We start from the raw sequence: 22,355 nt of genomic DNA on the forward strand, positions 1-22,355 counted from the left end.
GCGGGGGTCCAGCCGCTGCGGGGGCGCAGCCCACCCAACGGGCCTCGGGCCAGCCGGAGTCACGCCCCGCCCAGCGGGCTCCCCGCCACCCATGGACACAGCCCCCTCAACGCTCTTCCAGCCGCCCCGGGTCGCATCCCGCCCAGCGGGCCTCCAGCCACCCCAGGGACGACCCCCGCAGGGCGGGGGTCCAGCCGCTGCGGGGGCGCAGCCCACCCAACGGGCCTCGGGCCAGCCGGAGTCACGCCCCGCCCAGCGGGCTCCCCGCCACCCATGGACGCAGCCCACTCAATGGGCTCCCAGCCGCCCCGGGTCGCATCGCACCCAGCGGGCTCCGCCACCCCAGGGACGCACCCACCCAACGAGCCCACGATCCCACCGGGGCACGGCCCGCCCAGCGAGCACCCAGCCACTCCGAGGGGCGCAGCCCGCCCGGCGGGGGTTCAGCCGCTGCGGGGGCGGAGCCCGGTCGGCGGCTTCCAGCCGCGGCGGGAGCGCCTGGCGTCCCGCCCCGCCCGGGGCGCACGCCGCCCAGCCGACCTCCAACCGCTCCGGGGGCAGCAGGCTGAGCTTGGCATCCGGCCGCCCCGGGTGGGGCAGCGCACTCAGCGGGCCCCGGCCCCGCCGGGGGCGGAGCCCGGTCGGCGGGATTCAGTCGCGCCGGGGCCGCGCAGCGGTCAGCGGGGTTCCGGGGTCGGCGGGGGCGGCTCCTGGCTCGACGGGGTTTCGGCGCGGGCCAGGCGGCTGTGGGAGCGGCCGTACAGGAAGTAGACGACGATGCCGATGACCATCCAGACGGCGAAGCGGACCCAGGTCTCGGCGGGCAGGTTGAGCATGAGCCACAGGGAGGCGGCCACCGACAGGATCGGGATGGCCGGCACCCACGGAGTGCGGAAGGCCCGGTGCAGGTCGGGGCGGGTCCGGCGGAGGATGATCACGCCGATCGCGACGACCACGAAGGCGAAGAGCGTGCCGATGTTGACCAGTTCGGCCAGCTCGCTCAGCGGCGTGAAGCCGGCCAGGACCGCGATGAGCACCCCGAGCAGGATGGTCGGCCGGTGCGGGGTCTTGAACCGCGGGTGGACCCGCGAGAAGAAGCGGGGCAGCAGTCCGTCGCGGCTCATCGCGAAGAAGACCCGGGTCTGTCCGAGCAGCAGGATCATGCAGACCGTGGTGAGGCCGACGGCGGCGCCGAAGCTGATGAACCCGGCGAACCAGGGGTGCCCGGTGGCCTTGAAGGCGTCGGCGAGCGGCGCGGTGACGGACAGCTTGCTGTAGTGCTGCATGCCGGTCACGACGATCGACACCAGCACGTACAGCGTGGTGCAGATGACGAGCGAGCCGAGGATGCCGCGGGGCATGTCCCGCTGCGGGTTCCTGGTCTCCTCGGCGGCCGTGGCGACGACGTCGAAGCCGATGAAGGCGAAGAAGACGACCGAGGCGGCCGTGAAGATGCCCAGCACGCCGAAGTTGGACGGCGCCCAGCCGAACATCAGCTGGATCAACGGGGACTGCAGGCTGTCGCCCGCCGGCACCGGCTGCGACTTCGGGATGAACGGCTTGTAGTTCTCACCCTCGATCAGGAAGGCGCCGGCGACGATCACGGTGAGCACGACGGTCACCTTGATGGCGACCACGACGGAGGTCACGCGCGCGGAGAGCTTGGTGCCGACCACCAGGATGGCGGTGAGCACCAGCACCAGCAGCGCGGCGAGGATGTCGAAGCCGAAGCCCTCCGCGCCGTCCCGGACGCCGAGCGCGGCCGGCAGGTGCACACCCACGTTGTCCAGCAGCGAGTGGATGTACCCGGACCAGCCGACGGCGACCACCGCCGTGCCGAGCGCGAACTCCAGGACGAGGTCCCAGCCGATGATCCAGGCGGGCAGTTCCCCCAGGGAGGCGTACGAGAACGTGTACGCGGAGCCCGCCACCGGGACGGTGGAGGCGAACTCGGCGTAGCAGAGCGCGGCGAGCGCGCAGACGACGCCGGACACCACGAAGGCCAGCGCGACGGAGGGACCGGCGTTGTTCTTGGCCACGGTGCCGGTGAGGACGAAGATGCCGGTGCCGATGATGACGCCGACGCCGAAGACGGTCAGGTCCAGCGCGGACAAGGACTTCTTGAGCGCGTGCTCTGGCTCCTCGGTATCGAGGATGGACTGCTCGACCTTCTTCGTCCGGAAGAGGGTGCTGCTCACGGGGTACCTCCCACGCTGTGTCGTCCTCGACATGATCGAGAGGGGGCGTATTGCGTATGCCCCGGCGCGGGCGCGTTAACGCGAATGGGCCGGTACGACCACTCTTCACAGTGGTCGTACCGGCCCATCCGGGTGGGTCGGGTGGCGTCAGTCGCGCGCGGACTCCACCGCGTCGGCCGCCGCCGTGGTCCCGCCGTACCGGCCGTCGAGCCGGGATACCAGGCCGGTGACCTGGCGGGCGATGTCGGGGGCGGTCAGGCCGATCTCCGCCATGACCTCGGCACGGGAGGCGTGGTCGAGGAAGCGCGGCGGGATGCCGAAGTCGCGCAGCGGGACGTCGACGCCGGCGTCGCGCAGGGCCTGGGAGATCGCGGAGCCGACGCCGCCGACGCGGGAGTTGTCCTCGACGGTGACGACGACGCGGTGGCGGTCGGCGAGCGGGGCCATCGCCTCGTCGACGGGCTTGACCCAGCGGGGGTCGACGACGGTGGTGGTGATGCCCTGCCGGTCGAGCAGCGCGGCGATCTCCAGGCACATGGGGGCGAGGGCGCCCACGGAGACGAGCAGCACGTCGGGCCGGTCGGTGCCGGGCTCGCGCAGCACGTCCATGCCGCCCACACGGCCCACGGCGGGCACGGCGGGGCCGACGGCGCCCTTGGAGAAGCGGACGACGGTCGGGGCGTCGTCGACGGCGACGGCCTCGCGCAGCTGGGCGCGCACCTGGTCTGCGTCGCGCGGGGCGGCCAGCCGCAGGCCGGGAACGACCTGGAGGATCGACATGTCCCACATGCCGTTGTGGGAGGCGCCGTCGGTGCCGGTGACGCCGGCCCGGTCCAGGACGAAGGTGACGCCGCACTTGTGCAGGGCGACGTCCATCAGCACCTGGTCGAAGGCGCGGTTGAGGAAGGTGGCGTAGACGGCGAAGACGGGGTGCACGCCCGCGTGCGCGAGGCCCGCCGCGGAGACCGCGCCGTGCTGCTCGGCGATGCCGACGTCGTAGACGCGCTCGGGGAAGGCCTTGGCGAACTTGTCGAGGCCGACGGGCTGGAGCATCGCGGCGGTGATGGCGACGATGTCCTCGCGCTCCTTGCCGAGCTCGACCATCTCGTCGCCGAAGACGGAGGTCCAGTCGGCGCCGGAGGTGGAGATCGGCAGGCCGGTGTCCGGGTGGATCTTGCCGACGGCGTGGAAGCGGTCGGCCTCGTCCTGGAGGGCGGGCTGGTAGCCGCGGCCCTTCTCGGTGAGGCAGTGCACGATGACGGGGCCGCCGAACCGCTTGGCGCGGGCCAGCGCCGATTCCAGGGCCTCCAGGTCGTGCCCGTCGATGGGGCCGACGTACTTCAGGCCGAGGTCCTCGAACATGCCCTGGGGGGCGACCAGGTCCTTCAGGCCCTTCTTGGCGCCGTGCAGCGTCTCGTAGAGGGGCCGTCCGACGACCGGCGTGCGGTCGAGGATCTCCTTGGTGCGGGTGAGGAAGCGCTCGTAGCCGTCGGTCGTGCGCAGCGTGGCCAGGTGGTTGGCGAGGCCGCCGATGGTCGGCGCGTAGGAGCGCTCGTTGTCGTTGACGACGATGACGAGCGGACGGTCCTTGGCCTCGGCGATGTTGTTGAGCGCCTCCCAGGCCATGCCGCCGGTCAGGGCGCCGTCGCCGATGACGGCCACGACGTGGCTGTCGCGCTCCAGCAGCTGGTTGGCCTTGGCGATGCCGTCGGCCCAGCCGAGCACCGTGGAGGCGTGGCTGTTCTCGATGACGTCGTGCTCGGACTCGGCCTGCGAGGGGTAGCCGGACAGGCCGCCCTTCATCTTCAGCCGGGAGAAGTCCTGCCGCCCGGTGAGCAGCTTGTGCACGTAGGACTGGTGGCCGGTGTCCCAGAGCACCTTGTCCTTGGGTGACTCGAAGACGCGGTGCAGGGCGATGGTGAGCTCGACCACGCCGAGGTTGGGGCCGAGGTGGCCGCCGGTCTTGGAGACGGCGTCGACGAGGAAGCTCCGGATCTCCCCGGCCAGCAGGGTCAGCTCCTCCGGGCTGAGCCGGTCCAGATCGCGCGGTCCCCTGATGCGGGTCAGCAGCGGCACCCGTGCCTCCTTGCAGTAGAGCTGATCGAGCTGTTTCCGGGCGCATCGAGTCTAATGTTCCGCCCGGGCGGACGACGCCCACCCCGTGCGTAGTACGTCACGCCGGGTCAGTACCCGTGACGGCGCCCACGTCACACGAGTCGTGCCGGTATCCGCACACGCCTGTGCCCGGCACCGGGGAGCGGTGCCGGGCAGAGGTGCGGGGCTGTACCGACGTGCGGCTCCGCCGTGCGGGCGCGACCAGCCACGACGGCGGGTCGGCCGTGGTGGGACCGCGCCCCGGACGGCGCCGCGCGGACCGCTATCCGCGGCCCGCGGCCTTCTGGCTGCGGCGGGAGACGGAGTCGATGACGACCGCGCCGAGCAGAACGCCACCGGTGATCATGTACTGGATCGAGGTGTTCATGTTCAGCAGGTTCAGTCCGGTCGTGATCGACTGGATGACGAGCATGCCCAGCAGCGCGGACCACACGGAGCCGCGTCCGCCGAAGAGGCTGGTGCCGCCGATGACCGCCGCGGCGATGGCCAGCATCAGGGTGTTGCCGCCGCCCGCGTTCAGCGTCGCGGACGCGGTCTGGCCGGCGAAGAACATGCCGCCGATCGCGGCGAAGCCGCCGGAGATGGCGAACACCGTGATGCGGATCATCGGCACGTTGATGCCGGCGCGGCGCGCGGCCTCGATGCCGCCGCCGACCGCGAACACCTTGCGGCCGTACGTGGTGCGGCGCAGCACGAAGTCCACGATCACCAGCGCCGCGAGGAAGAGCACCAGCGCGTTGGAGACGCCCTGGGCGTTGTTCAGCACGGCGGCGGCGGCGAAGGAGGCGATGGCCAGCAGCCCGACCCGGACGAGGATCTCGCCGGTGGGCCGGAAGGGCACGCCGGCGGCCCTGCGGCGGCGCTGCTCGCCGAAGTTGCCCACGAGGGAGAGCACTACGCCGAGGCCGGCCAGCAGGTAGGCGCCGACGATGGCCTGGTCCATGAAGAACGAGCTCTGGCCGAGGATGTAGACGGGGCCGTCGTCGGAGGGGATGTTGATGGTGCCGGTCGAGCCGAGCAGCCACAGCATCAGGCCGTTCCAGCCGAGGAAGCCGGCGAGGGTCACCACGAACGCCGGTACGCCGATCTTCGCGAAGAACCAGCCGTGCAGCGCGCCGATGCCGAGGCCCGTGACGATGGCGAGGATCAGGGCCAGCCAGCCGTTCATGCCGTGCTCGACGACGAACACGGCGAAGAGCGTGGAGGCCAGACCGCTGACGGAGCCGACGGACAGGTCGATCTCGCCGAGCAGGAGGACGAACACCAGGCCGATGGCGAGCATGCCGGTGGCCGACATGAAGTAGCTGACGTCGGAGAGGTTGTCGGCGCTCAGGAAGCGGTCGTTCTTCGACTGGAAGATGACCCAGATGATGATCAGGCCGAGGACCACCGGGAGCGAGCCGAGCTCGCCGCCCTTGATCTTGCGCTTGAACTCGGTGACGTATCCCTTGAGGCCCTCTTCGCGGACCAGCAGGCGCGGGTCGACGACGGCGACCGGGGCGGCCGTCGGGTCGTCGGCGGGCGCGACCGTGGTCTGGTCCTCCACGACGCCGTCGGACTTGACGGCCCCGGCGGCGCTCTTGACGGTCTTGGACGTGTCGCTCACTTGGCCGCCTCCGTGGTGCGACGTCCGGCACGACGGGTGACGGCGTTGTCCGTGGCACCCGTGATGGCGGCGATGATCTCTTCGTGACTGGTGTCCTTCACGGGGAAGGAACCGTTGTTCTTGCCCAGGCGCAGGACGGCGACGGTGTCCGCGACCGCCTTCACATCGGCCATGTTGTGGCTGATGAGGATGACGCCGAGGTCGCGCTCGCGCAGCCGCTCGACCAGGTCGAGGACCTGCGCGGTCTGCTCGACGCCGAGGGCGGCGGTGGGCTCGTCGAGGATGACGACCTTGGGGTCGCCGATCAGCGCGCGGGCGATGGCGACGACCTGGCGCTGGCCTCCGGAGAGGCTGGCGATCGGGATGCGCACGCTCGGGATGCGGATGGAGAGCGTGGACAGCAGCTCGCGGGCGTTCTTCTCCATCGTCACCTCGTCGATGACGCCGCGGTGCAGCAGCTCACGTCCGAGGTAGAGGTTGCCGACCACGTCGAGGTTGTCGCACAGGGCGAGGTCCTGGTAGACCGTCGCGACGCCGAGGCCCTGGGCGTCGTGCGGCTTGTTGATGCTGACCGGTTTGCCCTGCCACTCGATGACGCCCTCATCGATGGGGTGGACACCCGCGATCGTCTTGACCAGGGTGGACTTTCCTGCGCCGTTGTCGCCGACCAGCGCGACGACCTCTCCGGCGTGGACCTCCAGTTCGACGTCGGTGAGGGCCTGGACCGCACCGAATCGCTTGGAGACTCCGCGCAACGCCAGCACGGGCGTAGCGGACACGTGAACCATCTCCTTCGCCGCCTGACCGGCGGGGATGCCGCGCTGTGGGACAGGCGCGGAGGGATGTGCGGGGCGCTCGCGGGTGGGCGGCGCCGGCGCACGAGGTTTACAGAATGAACATGCGCGAGACCGTCGGCGTCGGCAACGGTTCCGTTCGGTCGTCGTCGGCGACGGTTCCGTCCGACGCCCGCCCCGCAGCGGGGTGTTGGGCGGGGCGGGCGTCGGCGGGGTCTCGCGGGGCCGTACGGCGTGAGGCCGTCGGCGTGGGCCGTGCGGCGCGGGGCCGCGCGGCGGCCGGGGGCCCGGGTCCCTGCTGCGGGGCCCGGGCCGTCGGCGCGTTGCGGGCGCCTACTGCAGGCCGGCGGCCTTGCAGGCGGCGGCGTACTGGGCGGTGCAGATCTCGCTGACGGTGTACACCTTGTCCTTGAGGAGGGCGTCCTTGATGTTGGCCTTGGTGACCGACACCGGGGTCAGCAGCTGGGAGGGCACCTTGTCGCCGGAGCCGCTGGTCTGCTCCGTCGTGGCAAGGGACTTGATGTCCTTGCCCTGGAGCAGGTTGACGGCCATCTGCGCGGCGGCGTCGGCCTCCGGCTTGAAGGCCTTGAAGACCGTGGAGAACTGGGTGCCGGCCACGATCCGCTGGACGGCGGCGAGTTCGGCGTCCTGGCCGGTCAGCGGGATGTTGCCGATGCCGGCGCCCTTGAGGGTGTTGGCGATGCCACCGGCCATGCCGTCGTTGGCGGAGTAGACGCCGGCGATGTTCTTGGCGCCGATCTGGGTGATCGCGGCCGACATCTTCTCGGCGGCGACCGTGTCCTTCCACAGGCCGGACTGCTCGTAGGCGATGGTGACCTTGCCGTCGAGGGCCTTGTGGGCGCCTTCCTTGAACTGCGCGGCGTTCGGGTCCTGGTCGTCGCCGTTGATCATGACGACCTTGGCGGCCGGGGTGGCCTTGGCGCCCAGGGCGTCGAGCAGGGACTGGCCCTGGAGCTCGCCGACCTTGACGTTGTCGAAGGAGACGTAGGCGGAGACCGGGCCCTGCGCGAGGCGGTCGTACGCGACGACCTTGACGCCCTTGGCCACCGCGGCCTTGATGGAGGACTTGATCGCGGCGGAGTCCTGGGCCGAGATCACGATGACCTTGACGCCCTTGGTCACCATGCTGCTGACCTGCTGGGCCTGCTTGGCGGCGTCGGCGGCGGCGTTCGCGTACTCGACGTCGCAGTCGGAGCAGAGCTCCTTGACCTTGGCCGTGAACAGCGGCTTGTCGAACTTCTCGTAGCGCGCGGTGACGCTGTCGGGGAGCAGCAGGGCGATGGACTTGCTGTCCGAGTTGCTGCTGCCGGCGTCCTTGTCGTCGCCCGCCTTGCCACAGGCGGCTATCGACAGCGCCATGGAGACGGCGGTGGCGCCGATCACGACTCTACGCATCGTTGCGTTCATTTGGGGTGTGCCTCCCTGACAGGGCCGCAACGCTGCGGCCGAGGTGGCTCGAAGTCAACTCGGCCGCAAGTTCGACGTCAAGAAGTAAATACTTAACGAGATGGCAACGGCGTCATGCGTTCTCTAAGTGAAGGCGGGTGCCGCGACGGTGAGGGTGCCGTCCAAAAGGGTCGAATCACCCATCTCGCTGAGGGCGAGCGCGAGCGCCCCGAGCACCTCCGCGCGGCCCCCAAGTGCCCCTGGAAGAACGGAGAGCTGCCGTGCCGCACTGGGGATCGCATAGCGGCCCACGGACTCCCTTATCGGCCCGAGCACCAGCTCGCCGGCCTCGGCGAGATCGCCGCCGAGGACGACCCGGCTCGGGTTCAACAGGTTGCAGAGATTGGCGACTCCGCTGCCGACATGGCGGCCCACGTCGGCGATCACCCGACGGCAGCCCGGGTCGCCGTCCCTGGCCAGCCGCACGACGCCCTCCATCGTGAGGTCGGTGCCGTGGCTCCCCTGGAGGAGCGGCAGGACGTACCGCGCGGCCGCGAAGGTCTCCAGGCAGCCGCGGTTGCCGCAGCGGCAGACGGGGCCGGACTCGTCGAGGGTGATGTGCCCGATCTCGCCGGCGGTTCCGCCGGGACCGCGGTAGATCTTGCCGTCTATCACCAGCCCCGCGCCGACGCCGCTCGCGACCTTGATGTAGGCAAGATCACGTACGCCTCGGCCGCTGCCCCAGACCATCTCGCCGAGGGCTCCGAGGTTGGCGTCGTTGTCCACGTGCACGGGCACGCCGAGACGGCCCCGCAGCTCCTCCGCGGGACGGGTGCCGATCCAGCCGGGCAGGATGGCGGAGGAGCCGAGCGTGCCGGACTCCAGCTCGATGGGCCCGGGGACGCCGAGCCCCACCCCGGCGATCTTCGACCGGTCCACGCCGGTCGCCTCGATCAACCGGCTGACCAGCTGTTCTGCCCGGTCGAAGCCCTGCTGGGCGGAGGCGTCCACATCCAGCGGCTCGGCTTCCTCGGCCAGGACCTGATGGGCGAGGTTGCCCACCGCGACCCGCAGATGCGTGTGGCCGAAATCCACCCCGATGACGATGCCGGCGTCCCCGCTCAGCGACACGCTGCGAGCCCTGCGGCCGCCCGCGGAGGTGGGCGTGACCTCGACGGTTCCGCCGTCCTTCAGCTCCCGCACGATGTTGGACACGGTCGCCGCCGACAACCCTGTCGTCCGGGCGATCTCCGCCTGAGTGAGTGACCCGGCCAGACGCACGGCCCGTACGACTCGCTCCAGGTTGGCTCGGTGCAGCGACGACTGCGACCCCGGAGTCTCCACGACGACCTCCTGCGCGCGGGGCCGCTTCGATGAGACCCCGTCCATGTCCAACTAGTGAACTCTAAGCTGAGCTGTTCGGGTCGCCTCCCGTCAAGAGGTTGAACGGTTTCCGCGTGGTCGAACAATCAGGCGCACAGCGACCCGATCGGTGGTCGCGGGGTGTACGGGGGCAGGTGCGCGGTGTCGCCGGATTCGACTCACCCACTGAGCGCGTACATGGACGTATAGGGGCACAGGCGGACATCATGCGATGCCTGCGGGGCCTTGGGAGCAAGTGGTGCGCCTACGCCGCCTGAAGACACGGGGTTCACTTCATCGCTCCCGCGTCGGCCTCCGCGCATCGCCCGGGGAGAGAGCACCGGAAAAAAGCACAAGCCGTGAAGCCCCCTTGGCGGGACAGGCCTTCTTGACACCCTCCGTCGCCGGGCCGCTACTGATGTCGGCGTGTCCTGCGGGACAACGTTGTCCGGCACGGTGAGCGTGCGCGGTTTCCCGAAGGGGAGTTGTCGTCTTGAGTCGACCGGATACGGCGGGCGTCGACCCCGCCTGGCTGCCGCCCGAGGCGTTTCGCGCTCTGGGGACGCGGCGGACCCTGATCCGAGGGGCGGGGCCACTGCCGGACACCGTGCGGAGCGAGGTGGCGGACGCCTGCGAGCGGTTCGGCGGGCGGCTGGTCGAGGACGACGGCCCCCACGACCTGCTGCTCGAAGTGGTCGAATCCGACACCGAGTCGGGGCCCGAGGACTTCGCGTTCGCACGGGACGGCGGCACGACGACGGTCACGGCCCCCGACGGACGCGGGCTGCTGTACGGCCTGTTCCACGTCGTACGGCTCGGTGAGACGGCGTTCGACGGCGAGTCCCCGCGCGAGACGCACCGACCGGCCACGGCGCTGCGCATGCTGGACCACTGGGACAACGTCGCCGTGCACCCGGTCATGGGTCAGGTGGAGCGCGGGTACGCGGGCGGCTCGCTGTTCTGGCGGGACGGACGGGCGCGGGGCGAGAAGGAGCGGATACGGGCGTACGCGCGGCTCCTCGCGGCCTGCGGGATCAACGCCGTCTGCGTGAACAACGTCAACGTGCACGACGTCGAGGCCCGGCTGCTGACCGACCGGATCGGTGAAGTCGCCGAGATCGCGGAGGAGTTGCGGGCGTACGGGATCCGGACACATCTGTCGGTCACCTTCGCCGCGCCGGTCGTGCTCGGCGGGCTGCCCACGGCCGACCCCCTGGACGCGGCCGTGCGCGACTGGTGGGAGCGGGCCGTGCGCGAGGTGTACGCGGTGATCGGGGACTTCGGCGGGTTCGTGGTGAAGGCTGACTCGGAGGGCCGTCCTGGGCCGTTCGCCTACGGCCGCTCGCACGCGGACGGCGCGAACATGCTCGCCGCCGCGCTCGCCCCGTACGGGGGCACGGTGCACTGGCGGGCGTTCGTCTACGACCACCGCCAGGACTGGCGGGACCGCACGACGGACCGGGCGAGGGCGGCGTACGACCACTTCGCGCCGCTGGACGGGGAGTTCGCCGACAACGCGGTGCTCCAGGTGAAGCACGGGCCGATGGACTTCCAGGTGCGCGAGCCCGTCTCGCCCGTGCTGGGGGCGATGCCGCGGACCCGACTCGCGCTGGAGGTGCAGGCCACGCAGGAGTACACCGGTCAGCAGCGGCACGTGTGCTGGCTCGGCCCGATGTGGAGCGAGGTGCTGCGGTTCCGGCCGCTGGAGGAGGCCTGTGTCGGGGAGACGGCGCGGGGCGGGATCGTGGCGGTGTCCAACGTGGGCGACGACCCGTTCTGGACCGGGCATCCGCTGGCGCAGGCGAACCTCTACACCTTCGGGCGGCTCGCCTGGCGGCCGGACGCCGACCCGCTCCGGATCCTGGACGAGTGGATCGCGCTGACCTTCCCCGCCGCCCCGGAGCGCTTGGTGGCCGGCCTGCACCGGGTGCTGGACGGATCCTGGGCGACGTACGAGAAGTACACGGCGCCGCTCGGCGTCGGTTTCATGGTGCAGCCGGGGCACCACTACGGGCCGAGCGTCGACGGCTACGAGTACAGCCCCTGGGGCACCTACCACTTCGCCGACCGCGACGGCGTGGGCGTGGACCGCAGCGCCGCCACCGGGACCGGTTTCGCCGCCCAGTACGCCAAGCCGTGGTCCGAGCTCTACGAGACGCCCGGCTCCTGCCCCGACGAGCTGCTGCTGTTCTTCCACCATGTCCCGTACGGGCATGTGCTGCACAGCGGGAAGACGGTGATCCAGCACATCTACGACACCCACTTCGAGGGCGTCGAGGAGGCCGAGGAGGCCCTCCGGGTGTGGGAGGGCCTCGCGGACCTGGTGGCGCCGGGCCGGCACGTGCGCGTGACCGAGCGGTTCGAGGAGCAGGTGCGCTGTGCGCGGGAGTGGCGGGACCAGGTGAACAGCTACTTCCTGCGCAAGTCGGGGATCCCGGACGAACGGGGCCGGACCGTCTACTGAGGCCGGAGGACCATCACGCCCAGCGGGTCGAGGGCGAGGGGCTGGCCCCGCGCGTACCGCTTGCCGGTGAGCAGGTCGACGGCGGCGGTGTGGGCGGTCAGGTGCGCCGGGGCGGTGGCGTGGTTGAGGAGGAAGAGGAGGTGCTCGCCCGCGGGGGTGACACGGCCGGCGGTCTCGACGGTGCGCAGGTGGGCGTAGGGGCCGACGAGGCCGTGGCGGTCCAGGACGCGCCGGACGACGTCGTCGACGCCGCTCGGGTCCAGGGCGGTGGCCACGTACCAGGCCTCCCCGTCGCCGAACCGGTGGCGGGTCACCGCGGGCGTGCCGGCGTAGAAGTCCGCGCCGTAGGTGGCGACCGGTTCGGCGCCGCGTGGCTGCACGATCTCGAAGACGAGACGGGCGTCGTGGCGGGCGTCCCCCATGTGCACGGGCTGTACGACGTCCTGCGGGCGGGCGTCCCACTCGTCGACGCGGATGCCCAGGAGGCCGGCGAGCGGGCCGGGCACGTCGGTGGGGAACGCCCGGTCGTGCTCGTCGCAGCGGGCGGTGAGGAAGGTCGCGAGGAAGGTGCCGCCGCGCCGGGTCAGCTCCTCCAGACGGGTGGCCAGGTCGCCCCGGATCAGGTGGAGGACGGGGGCGAGGACCACGTCGTAGCGGGTCAGGTCGGCGGTCACGGGGACGACGTCCACGTCGGCGCCCGCCTCCCGGGCGGCCCGGTAGTAGGCGTGGACGACGTCCGGGTAGCGGACCAGCCGGGAGGGGCCGTCGGAGATCTCCAGGGCCCACCAGCTGTCCCAGTCGAAGAGGAGCGCGGTGCGGGCCGGGGTGCGGGCGCCCAGCGTGAGGTCCCCGAGCCGCGCCAGCTCTTCGCCGAGGGCGGCGACCTCGCGGAAGACGCGGGTGTCGGCGCGGCCGGCGTGTCCGATGACCGCCCCGTGGTACTTCTCGCAGGCGCCGAGCGAGGCCCGCAGCTGGAAGTAGAGGGCGGCGTCGGCGCCGTGGGCGACGGCCTGCCAGGTCGCCAGGCGGAGCTCGCCGGGGCGTCTGAGCGGGTTCACGTCGCGGCAGGCGGTCGTGGACGGGGTCTGCTCCATCAGCCAGAAGGGCGCGCCGTCCTTCAGGCCGCGGGTCAGGTCGTGGGCGAGGGCGGGCCGGGTGGGCGGCGCGTCGAGGGGCGGGTAGTTGTCCCAGGAGGCGAAGTCCAGGTGGGGCGCCCAGCGGTGGTAGTCGAGCGGGCGGTAGGCGCCCATGAGGTTGGTGGTGACGGGGGTGTCCGGGTCGTGGACGCGGATCGCCTCCTTCTCGGCCGTGAAGCAGCCGAGCAGGGCGTCGGTCATGAAGCGCTGGTAGTCGAGGGTGATGCCCTGGAAGGCGGTGTGGTCGGGGCCGCGCCAGTGCTCGGTGAGCGCGCTCGGCGCCTCGATCTGGTCCCAGTCGGTGTAGCGGTGCGACCAGAAGGCGGTCCACCAGGCGTCGTTGAGCGCGTCCAGCGTGCCGTGCCGCTCGCGCAGCCAGCCGCGGAAGGCTTCGGCGCACGCGTCGCAGTGACAGGCGCCGCCGTACTCGTTGTTGATGTGCCAGGCGAGCAACGCCTCGTGTCCGGCGTAGCGTTCGGCGAGCCGGCCGGCCAGAGCGGTGGCGAGCCGGCGGTAGGCCGGCGCGCTGGGGCAGAAGTTGTGGCGCTGGCCGTAGCGGTGCCGGCGGCCCTCGAAGTCGGTGCGGTTGACTTCGGGATACCGCTTGGCGAGCCAGGGCGGGACGGCGGCGGTGCCGGTGGCCAGGACGATGTGCCGGCCCCCACGCGCGGCGCGGGCGAGGACGCGGTCCAGGAGGGTGAAGTCGTAGACCTCTTCGGCGGGTTGGGTGAGCGACCAGGAGAAGACGCCGACGGTGAGGGTGTCGACGCCGGCCCGGGAGAACAGGCGGTGGTCATCGTCCCACACCCGCTCCGGCCACTGTTCGGGGTTGTAGTCGCCGCCGTAGGGGATCTTGCCGGTGCGCGGGAGGCGGCCGTCGTTTCCGTTGTCGGGGGCGGTCATGCGGTGAAGTCCTCCTGGGTCTGCGCGATCACCGTGCGGCTCGTGTGCAGCAGGGAGAGCAGCAGCGGGGCGGCGAGCAGGGCGGGCAGGGCCTCGGTGAGCAGGGCGGTGAGCGCGCCGGCCAGCACGAGCAGGGAGGCGGCGGCGAGGGTGGCGCGGCCGTGCCGGAGCAGGAAGTACCCGGCGAGGCGGGCGGTGTCGCGGGCGCGGAACGCGAAGAGCGAGGTGAGGACGAGGGCATGGGCGCCCCACAGCAGCAGCGTCACGCCGATCGCGCCGAGCAGCACCGCCCACCAGCCGGGCAGTCCGGTCGCGGTGAAGTGGGTGAGAGTGAAGGCGATCACGGTCAGCCAGGCCAGCAGGGGTGCGAAGAGCTTCAGCGCGGGCAGGGCGTTGAGGCGCAGGCCGCGCAGGTAGGCGCGGGCCGGGTGGAGGTCGGTGAGGTCGCGGCCGCGGTGGTGCAGGGCGTAGACGGCGGCGGACAGGGCGGGGCCGAGCGGCAGCAGGCAGAGCGCGGCGAGCGGCAGTCCGCCCGGGTCCGTGCCGACGGACAGCAGGGCGGCGAAGCCCGGTGCGGCGGTCAGGAGCAGCAGCGCCTCGACGGTGAGCAGGGTGTGGACGAGGGCGGCGGCGCGGGAGAGGGGGCCGGCGCCGAAGGCGATCGGCGGGGTGCTCATCCGGGGTCCCTTCCGAGCAGCCGGCGCTCGTCCGACCAGGGCGGGGCCTCATCCTCGACGGGGCTGATCTCGACGAGGGTGATCTCGTGGCGAGCCAGCGTGAGGTCGAGGGCGGCCCGGCCGTCCTCGACGGGCAGCCGGAGGTGGCCGCGTGCGGGCTCGGCCGCCTCGTGCAGGACGTCGAGCTGGTGCGGGCGGGGCGAGCGGGGGCTGCCCATCCGCTGCCACGCCGTACGGGCGTTGCCGTGTTCCTCGTCCACGGTGGACCGGCGCACGAACGCCTCCGGCCCGCGCACGGGGACGGACAGCCGCAGGGTGTGCCGCTCCGGGCCGGGCGTCGTGCCGCTCGCGTCGACGGGCGCCCAGGCCAGGACGGTGACCCGGCCGTCCGGGTGCCGGGTCACCAGGTGGTCCGGGCCGCGGGTCAGCAGTTCCTCGCCCATGCGCGCCATGAACGCGTACAGGTGGTAGGCCGGTTTCTTCACCTGCCGGTGGGTGAGAAGCCCGAAGCCGCCGTGGAAGAGCGCGGTGGGGACGCCGGCCTCCTCGAACATGTCGCTGAACGTCCAGTAGGAGAAGGAGTCGGCGTGCTCGTGGCCGCCCGCGAGTACGGGGGCCAGGTACGCGGCGTTGAAGGCGGTGTCGTGGACGGGGTTGTCGGGGCAGTACGAGGAGTTGAACTCGGTGATGTGGATGGGGAGTTCCGCCAGGCGGGTGCCCTTGAGCAGCTCACGGGGCGTGGCGAACTGGTCCAGGAGGCGCCGGGCGGGCTCCAGCGTCTGGTACGACGCGAACGGCACCCGCTGGGCCGGGCCCGAGGTGTACGCGTGCTTCGACACGAAGTCGACCGGCACGTCCCGGCGTTCGGCGAACTCGGCGAAGCGGACCAGCCATTCGTCGGCGCCGGGCGAGATCGCCGGGCCGCCGACCTGGAGCCCGGCGTCCACCTCCTTCACGGCGTGCGCGGTCACCTCGTACAGCCGGTGGTAGGCCTTCTCGTCCGCGTCCTGCCAGAAGTCGGTCAGGTTGGGCTCGTTCCACACCTCGATGGGCCAGGTGCGGACCTCGTCAAGGCCGTAGCGGTCGACCAGGTGGGCGAGGGTGGCGCGGACGAGGGTGGCCCACTCCCGGTGCGAGCGGGGCGGGGTGACGTTGCCCCGCCACCAGAACACCGTCTGCTCTCCCGAGGCCAACTCCTCGGGCATGAAGCCGAGTTCCAGAAAGGGGCGGATACCTAGGGCCAGCAGGGAGTCGACGACCTGGTCGACGTAGGTGAAGCTGTGCCGGACCCGGCGCGCGCCCTCGTGCTCGTAGGGGCGGTACACGCCCATGCCGTCGGAGAGCAGGCCGTGGCCGCGGATGTACCGGAACCCGATGTCTCGCTGGAGCAGGGCGAGGGAGTCCTGGTAGTCGCGCCGCAGGGCGAGCTCGATCCGGCCGGTGCCGACGCAGGCCCGCCAGGCGTCGGGCAGCCGGCCGGCCGCCTCGGCGGGGACGCGGATCACCGGTTCTCCTTCTTGAAGCGCTCATGGGCCTTGTTGTGCAGCTCGACGAGCCGGTCCATGTTCTTGGTCTTCAACTCCTGGACGTAGGAGTCCCATTCGGACAACGGGCGCTTGCCGAGGACGAACTTCAGCGTGTTCTGGGTGACGTGGTCCCTCAGCGGGGTGTCCCACAGGGTGGCCTGTTCCTGCTCGACGGACTGCAGCGGGTGCGCGGGCGCGATCGGCAGTTGCCGCCGCTCGGCCATGGCGTCCTGGAACTTCTTCTCGTCCGGGCCGAAGGAGGAGGAGACGAGGGCCCAGCTGCCGCCGTAGGTGAAGACGCCGTTGAAGAAGCCGTAGTCCTTCTGGAGGTCCTTCGGGGCGTCGGAGTCGGAGCCCATGAGGGAGATGCCGTCCTTGAGCCGGTACCGGCCGCCGGCGCCGGTGTAGGTGAGGCCCTCCACACCCCACTTGGCGAACCGCTGCCCCTCGTCGGAGTACCAGAGCCAGTCCACGAACTGCATCATGGCGACGAAGGTGTCGCTCTCGAGGGCCTTGCTGGAGATCATGACGCCGTTCTCCAGCCGTGCCCCGCCCAGCACCACGGGCCCGGCGGGCCCGAGCGGTACCGGGATCATCTCGATCCGCGCGCCCTTGACCTGTCTCTCCAGGTTGTAGCGGTACTTCTGCACCAGCTCCTGGGGGTTGGCGCTGATCACGAAGGACTTCTCGGACAGCAGCTTCTTCACCGCGTCGTCGTCGGTCTGGGTGAAGCTCTCCGGGTCCAGCAGCTTCTCGGCGACCAGTCTCCTCACGTATTCGATCATCTGGCGGAAGCCGTCGGTGGCGCCGGTGAAGACGAACTTCTTCGTGCCGTCGTCCCAGCTGATGTTGTCGTAGGTCCAGCCCGCCCGGACGCCGTACGCCTGGCCGAGGTAGCTGAAGAAGGCGCCCGCGGGGAAGGGGGTGTTGGTGCTCCAGCGGTCGGTGAAGGGGTAGCGGTCGGGGTACCGGTCCTTGATCGCCTTGAGGACGGTGTACACCTCGTCCCAGGTGGCGGGGGCGGTCAGGCCGAGCCGGTCGAGGACGTCCATGCGCAGCGACAGCGAGTAGCCGGCTTTGACCTTCTCGTGCAGGCCGGGCAGCAGGTAGTACTTGCCGTCGGACTGGCGGATGGAGTCGAGTTCGGGTTCCAGCCGCCACTTCCTCACCTTGTCCTGGAAGTTGGGCATCAGATGGACGTACTCGCTGACCGGGAGGATCGCGCCCGACGACACGAACGCGACCTCGGAGGGGTGGTACGTCTTGGGGATCAGGAACGGGGCGTCGCCGGCGCCGATGAGAAGGCTGCGCTTCTTCTCGTAGTCGCTCAACGGGACCGACACCGGTTTCAGGGTGATCCCGGTGCGCTTGGTGAGCTCCTGCCAGAACGGCCAGCCGCTCTTCATCGGGTAGGCCGGGTTGTCGTTGTGCAGCACCGAGAAGGACAGGGGCTCGGCCGCCTTGAACTGCTGGCCGACTCGGTACTCCTTCATCGCGCCGTTCTGCTTCTTCGACAGGTCCTTGCCGTCGCCGTCTCCGCCGCTGCCGCAGCCGGTGAGGGCGGTGAGACCGACGAATCCGGCGGCCGCGAGGATCTGACGCCGCGACAGGTTTCCTTGGTTCTTCACGAACGCTCCTTGGTCGTCTGGCCGTTGCGGGACTTCGGTGGCGCTCAGCCCTTCACCGCGCCGAGCATCACGCCCGAGACGAAGTAGCGCTGGACGAAGGGGTACACGCTGAGGATGGGCAGGGAGGTCAGCACGATGGTGACCGCCTGGATGTTCGCCGCGACCTGGCTGCCCTGTTCGGTGGTGGCGCCGGCGTTGGTGGCGCCGGTGGCGCCCGCGATGAGGTTGCGCAGATAGACGGTGACCGGCATCAGGTCGGTGCGGTCCATGTAGAGGAAGGCCGAGAACCAGGAGTTCCAGAAGGACACCGAGTAGAACAGCACCATCGTCGCGATGACCGCCTTGGACAACGGCAGCACGACCCTGAGCAGGATGCCGTAGGTGCTCAGTCCGTCGATCTCGGCGGCCTCCTCCAGCTCGGCCGGCAGGCTCTCGAAGAAGGCCTTCATCACCAGCAGGTTGAAGACGCTGATCGCGTTCGGCAGCGCGATCGCCCACACGGAGTTCTTCAGGCCGAGACTGGTGATCAGCACGTAGTTCGGGATGAGCCCGCCGGAGAAGAACATCGTGAACACCGCCACCCCGACGAGGAGTCCACGCCCGCGCAGGTGCTTCTTCGACAGCACGTAGGCGTAACAGGTCGTCAGGATCATCGCCACGACGGTGGAGAGCACCGTGTACAGCACGGTGTTGCCGTAGTTGCGCCAGAACACCCCGTCCCGGACGACGATCTCGTAGGTGGTGAGGTCGAACCCCTTGGGCCACAGGGTCACTTCACCGGCCCGGATCTGGCGCTCGCCGCTGAGGGAGCGGGCCACGATGTTGACGAACGGGTAGAGGGTCACCACCACGACCAGGGTGAGGATGACGCCGTTCACCGACTGGAAGGCGCGCTGGCCGCGCGTCGGCCGGCCGGGGCTCACCACAGGCTGGTCCCCACCGTGCGGCGCGACAGCTGGTTCGCGGAGGTGATCAGCACCAGCCCGATGACCGCCTCGAACAGGCCGATCGCGGCGGCGTAGCTGAAGCTGTTGGACTCCACGCCGGCGCGGTACAGGTAGGTGGAGACCACGTCGGCCGTCGGATAGGTCAGCGGGTTGTAGAGCAGCAGGATCTTCTCGAAGCCGACCGCCATGAACGTGCCGATGTTGAGGATCAGCAGCGTGATCATGGTGGGGCGGATGCCGGGCAGGGTGACGTGCCAGATCTGCCGCAGGCGGCCGGCGCCGTCGATGCGGGCGGCCTCGTAGAGGTCGTCGTCGATGGTGGTGAGCGCGGCGAGGTAGAGGATGGTGCCCCAGCCGGCGGTCTGCCAGATCTCGGAGCCGACGTAGATCGTGCGGAACCACTCCGGTTCCTGGACGAAGCGGATCGGATCGTGACCGAACCAGCCGAGCGCGTGGTTGACCGGCCCGTCCGTCGCCAGCATCTGCATGGTGATGCCGGCGACGATCACGATCGACAGGAAGTGCGGCAGGTACGACACCGTCTGCACGAACCGCTTGAGCGCGGTGCGGCGCACCTCGTTGAGCAGCAGCGCCAACACGACCGGGATCGGGAAGCAGAAGACCAGGGTGAGCGCGCCGAGCCACAGGGTGTTGCGGAACACCTGCCAGAAGGTCGGGTCGGTCAGGAACATCTCCACATAGCGCAGCCCGACCCAGCGCTCCCCCAGGATGGAACCGCCCGGCTCGAAGCGCCGGAAGGCGATCACGTTGCCGATCATCGGCAGGTAGCGGAAGACCAGGAAGAACAGCAGCGGCAGTACGGCCAGCGAGTACAGCTGCCAGTCCCGGCGCACAGACCGCCGCCAGCCGCGCCGGGCGGTCGGGGCCGCCGGTCCGTGCCGGCTCTTCGTCGGCTGCTGCCGGGTGCCCGGCGGTGGGGCCGATGTGGTGGAGGTGCTCATGCTCGGGCCTCCCGGGGCGTCATCAGAAACGCTCGATCTCCAGACGCCCCGACATGGCGCGCCTCGAAACTTTCGTGCCCTTACCGGTAACTGTGCGGAAACGTAAGGGCACTCGGAAAGCCCTGTCAATGGGTGCTGCACGGCGGGCGGTTGGGGCGGGACAGGCGTTGGAAACGCCGCCGGGCGGGGTAGGACCGGTGAGTCGAGTGGTACTGTCCTGGCGCAAATTTCTGGACGACGTACGCAACGATCGATCGCCCACGACCTGCGAGGTGCCGCCCGTGCCCGCGTTCGACCTGCCCCTGCCGGATCTTGAGCGCCACCGCCCCGACATCGACGAGCCCGCCGACTTCGACGCGTTCTGGCACGACACGCTGAAGGACGCCGAGCGGCACGAACCGCTGCTCTCGGTCCGGCCGGTGGAGACCGGCCTGCGTCTGACCCGGACCTGGGACGTGACGTTCCGTGGCTTCGGGGGCGACCCGGTGCGCGCCTGGTACAGCCGGCCCGCGGGGCCGCGCGGCGGGGAGCCCGCCGAGCTTTTGCCGGCGGTCGTCGAGTACGTCGGCTACGGCCGCGGCCGGGGCCTGCCCCATGAACGGCTGACCTGGGTGAACGCAGGCTGTGCGCACCTGCTGATGGACAACCGCGGCCAGGGCGACCAGTACGGCAACGGCGGCGGCACCCCGGATCCGCACGCCGCCGCACCGGGCGGCCCCGGTCCCGCCGTGCGCGGGATCCTCTCCCCGCACGACTACCACTACCGCCGTCTGATCACGGACGCCGTGCGCGCGGTGACGGCGGTGCGGGAGCTGCCGGGGGTGGACGGGACACGGGTCGTCGCCGCCGGCAACAGCCAGGGCGGCGGCCTCGCCCTGGCCGTCGCGGGCCTGGTGCCCGACCTGGCGGCCACTCTGGTCACCGCGCCGCTGCTGTGCGGCGTGCGCCGCGCGCTGGATCTCACCGACGCCGGACCCTACGGCGAGATCGCCGCCTACCTGGGCGTTCACCGGAGGGCCGAGCAGGCCGCGTACCGCACCCTCTCCTACGTCGAGGGGATCTCCTTCGCCCGCCGCGCCCACGCCCCGGCACACTTCGGCACGGGGCTGCGGGACACGGTGTGCCCGCCGAGCGGGGCGTACGGGGCGTTCAACCGGTACGGGGAGCTGAGGGGCGGGGCCGCCCGCAAGGAGATGCACGCCTATCCGTACAACGGGCACGAGGGCGGCGAGGCGGAGCAGGTGCGGCGTCAACTGCTCTGGTTGAGCGAGGTATTGGAGAAGTGACCGTCCTCACCGGTCACCGGTGACGGCAGCCCGCGGGCAGGCCTCGGCCCGCGCATGCGGATCCGGTGGGCGGACAGGCACATCCGCCCACCGGATCCGGGTTCGGTCGTCCGCCGGAGCGGGCCGGCTCAACCCACCCGGCAGGGAAGGCTGGTGGCGCTGTCGCCGCCGGTTCCGGTGACGACGTACCCGAACGTCGCGCTCTGGCCCGGACTCAGCGAGCCGTTCCAGCCGGCGTTGTGGACCATCACCGCCTGGCCGTTGTAGGTGGCGGCGCCGTTCCACAGGCTGTCGACCTTCTGGCCGGCGGGCAGGGTCCAGTCGACCATCCAGCCGAGCATCGGCACGTTGCCGGAGTTGGTGACGGTCACCTCGGACTGGTAGCCGCCGTTCCATGTGCCGGTCGTCCTGCGGGTGGCGGTGCAGGCGCCGGGGACGGGCTCGGTCGGGTTGCCGGGCTCGTGGATGCCGGTGACCTCGCCGTTGCCGCCGTCGAACACGACGTCGGAGCAGGAGTAGAAGGTCTCCTGGCTGTCGGAGCGCTGCCAGACCATGTAGATGATGTGGCGTCCCGACTTGCCGGCCGGAAGCCGGCCGTTCCAGCTGTAGTTGGCCTCCACCGTGCCGGGACTGCCCTTGAGCGGCGGGTGGTCGACGGAGAGGAAGGGGCGGTCCTCGATGTCGTTCCAGGTGAGGGTCCTGGTCGGGTCGAAGCCGTCCTTGGTGACGTAGACGTAGAACCAACCCGGATGGGCGGCCCAGGCGTTGTAGGAGAAGTCGACGGACGCGCCGGCGGTGAGGTGGGTCAACGGCCAGTCGCTGCGGGCGGCGTTGAAGCCGGTGAAGTTGGTGTTGCCGCCGCTGCACAGTTGCCCGTCGGGCACGAAGCCGCGGGTGCGGCCGGCGCCGTCGGAGCGCAGCACCGAGAACCAGTTGTAGAACGGCGTGGTGCCGCTGACCTGTTGGGCGTTCTTGCAGGCCGGGTTGATGGGCTTGATCTCGCCGGTGTCGGTCAGGCCGTCCTGCCAGCACAGGAAGGTGCGGCTGCCGGGCTTCATGGGGGTGCCGTGGGCCTCGGCCTTGCCGCCGATGCTGAGGATCAGGCCGATGGCGGGGACGGCGGCGAGGAGGGAGACGAAGACGAGGAGAAGGGCTCTGGCGCGTAAGCCCGATCCCCTTTTTGCCATGATCATGACACTTCGCATGACGGAGTCCGTCCTTCCGTGTACGGACCGTGCGGGTGGGGGGAGGTGCGGGTGGTACGGCGCGGCGCGAGGGCCGACGCGGGTTCTGCGCATGTGGGGTGCGGAACGAGACGTGAAGCGGGAGCGAACCCGGGGCGGG

15 protein-coding genes are annotated in these 22,355 nt (G+C 70.8%); 2 read left to right on the plus strand and 13 right to left on the minus strand.

The genetic code is table 11. The features are described 5' to 3' along the window. Nucleotides 1-677: 677 nt before the first annotated feature. The 6 genes from ACIRS4_RS13145 to ACIRS4_RS13170 form a co-directional block, all read right to left on the minus strand. Nucleotides 678-2,198: an amino acid permease gene (locus ACIRS4_RS13145; protein WP_404194179.1), complete on the minus strand. Its 1,521-nt coding sequence runs from the start codon at nt 2,196-2,198 to the stop codon at nt 678-680. A 147-nt stretch (nt 2,199-2,345) separates the two neighbouring features. Continuing rightward, a complete protein-coding gene (gene dxs, locus ACIRS4_RS13150) occupies nt 2,346-4,274 on the minus strand; it encodes a 1-deoxy-D-xylulose-5-phosphate synthase (protein ID WP_351092153.1) in 1,929 nt (642 codons plus the stop codon). Nucleotides 4,275-4,575: 301 nt separating this feature from the next. Next, nucleotides 4,576-5,919 (minus strand): sugar ABC transporter permease, encoded by a 1,344-nt coding sequence (locus ACIRS4_RS13155; protein ID WP_404194182.1) that lies wholly within the window; start codon nt 5,917-5,919, stop codon nt 4,576-4,578. Continuing rightward, the gene (locus tag ACIRS4_RS13160; protein WP_404194184.1) at nt 5,916-6,707 is read right to left on the minus strand and encodes an ATP-binding cassette domain-containing protein; all 792 of its coding nucleotides are present in this window, start codon (nt 6,705-6,707) and stop codon (nt 5,916-5,918) included. The genes ACIRS4_RS13155 and ACIRS4_RS13160 overlap by 4 nt, the downstream gene beginning before the upstream one ends. A 339-nt stretch (nt 6,708-7,046) precedes the next feature. Beyond that, nucleotides 7,047-8,141, minus strand: a complete 1,095-nt coding sequence (locus ACIRS4_RS13165; protein ID WP_404194187.1) for a sugar ABC transporter substrate-binding protein — start codon at nt 8,139-8,141, stop codon at nt 7,047-7,049. A 123-nt stretch (nt 8,142-8,264) separates the two neighbouring features. Then, a complete protein-coding gene (locus ACIRS4_RS13170; protein WP_404194730.1) occupies nt 8,265-9,464 on the minus strand; it encodes an ROK family transcriptional regulator in 1,200 nt (399 codons plus the stop codon). A 511-nt stretch (nt 9,465-9,975) separates the two neighbouring features. Between ACIRS4_RS13170 and ACIRS4_RS13175 the strand changes: the two genes are divergently transcribed. Then, nucleotides 9,976-11,946 carry an alpha-glucuronidase gene (locus ACIRS4_RS13175; protein WP_404194190.1) on the plus strand — a complete coding sequence of 657 codons (1,971 nt, stop codon included), beginning with the start codon at nt 9,976-9,978 and terminating at the stop codon, nt 11,944-11,946. On the opposite strand, the gene ACIRS4_RS13180 is transcribed toward ACIRS4_RS13175, so the two are convergent. The 6 genes from ACIRS4_RS13180 to ACIRS4_RS13205 are packed head-to-tail and all read right to left on the minus strand — an operon-like array spanning nt 11,940 to nt 19,725. Next, on the minus strand, nt 11,940-13,985 hold the full coding sequence (locus ACIRS4_RS13180) for a beta-galactosidase (protein WP_404194192.1): 2,046 nt from the start codon (nt 13,983-13,985) through the stop codon (nt 11,940-11,942). The genes ACIRS4_RS13175 and ACIRS4_RS13180 overlap by 7 nt on opposite strands. Next, nucleotides 13,982-14,662, minus strand: coding sequence for a hypothetical protein (locus ACIRS4_RS13185; protein WP_404194194.1), 681 nt, complete (start codon nt 14,660-14,662; stop codon nt 13,982-13,984). Before ACIRS4_RS13185 ends, ACIRS4_RS13180 begins: the two co-directional genes overlap by 4 nt. Continuing rightward, a complete protein-coding gene (locus ACIRS4_RS13190) occupies nt 14,659-16,167 on the minus strand; it encodes a xylan 1,4-beta-xylosidase (protein ID WP_404194196.1) in 1,509 nt (502 codons plus the stop codon). Before ACIRS4_RS13190 ends, ACIRS4_RS13185 begins: the two co-directional genes overlap by 4 nt. Beyond that, nucleotides 16,164-17,816, minus strand: a complete 1,653-nt coding sequence (locus ACIRS4_RS13195) for an extracellular solute-binding protein (RefSeq protein ID WP_404194198.1) — start codon at nt 17,814-17,816, stop codon at nt 16,164-16,166. Before ACIRS4_RS13195 ends, ACIRS4_RS13190 begins: the two co-directional genes overlap by 4 nt. A 44-nt stretch (nt 17,817-17,860) precedes the next feature. Continuing rightward, the gene (locus tag ACIRS4_RS13200) at nt 17,861-18,742 is read right to left on the minus strand and encodes a carbohydrate ABC transporter permease (protein WP_404194200.1); all 882 of its coding nucleotides are present in this window, start codon (nt 18,740-18,742) and stop codon (nt 17,861-17,863) included. Further along, nucleotides 18,736-19,725: an ABC transporter permease gene (locus ACIRS4_RS13205; protein WP_404194203.1), complete on the minus strand. Its 990-nt coding sequence runs from the start codon at nt 19,723-19,725 to the stop codon at nt 18,736-18,738. The genes ACIRS4_RS13200 and ACIRS4_RS13205 overlap by 7 nt, the downstream gene beginning before the upstream one ends. A gap of 281 nt (nt 19,726-20,006) precedes the next feature. Here ACIRS4_RS13205 and ACIRS4_RS13210 point away from each other — a divergent pair, with 281 nt between their 5' ends. Further along, nucleotides 20,007-21,011 (plus strand): acetylxylan esterase, encoded by a 1,005-nt coding sequence (locus tag ACIRS4_RS13210; RefSeq protein ID WP_404194733.1) that lies wholly within the window; start codon nt 20,007-20,009, stop codon nt 21,009-21,011. A 128-nt stretch (nt 21,012-21,139) separates the two neighbouring features. Here the strand turns inward: ACIRS4_RS13210 and ACIRS4_RS13215 are convergent, their stop codons facing one another. Continuing rightward, complete coding sequence (locus ACIRS4_RS13215; protein ID WP_404194206.1) at nt 21,140-22,198, minus strand: lytic polysaccharide monooxygenase; 1,059 nt, start codon at nt 22,196-22,198, stop codon at nt 21,140-21,142. Between the last annotated feature and the right edge of the window lie 157 nt (nt 22,199-22,355).

It is taken from the genome of Streptomyces sp. NPDC101166 (assembly GCF_044768125.1).
Taxonomy (GTDB): Bacteria; Actinomycetota; Actinomycetes; order Streptomycetales; family Streptomycetaceae; genus Streptomyces.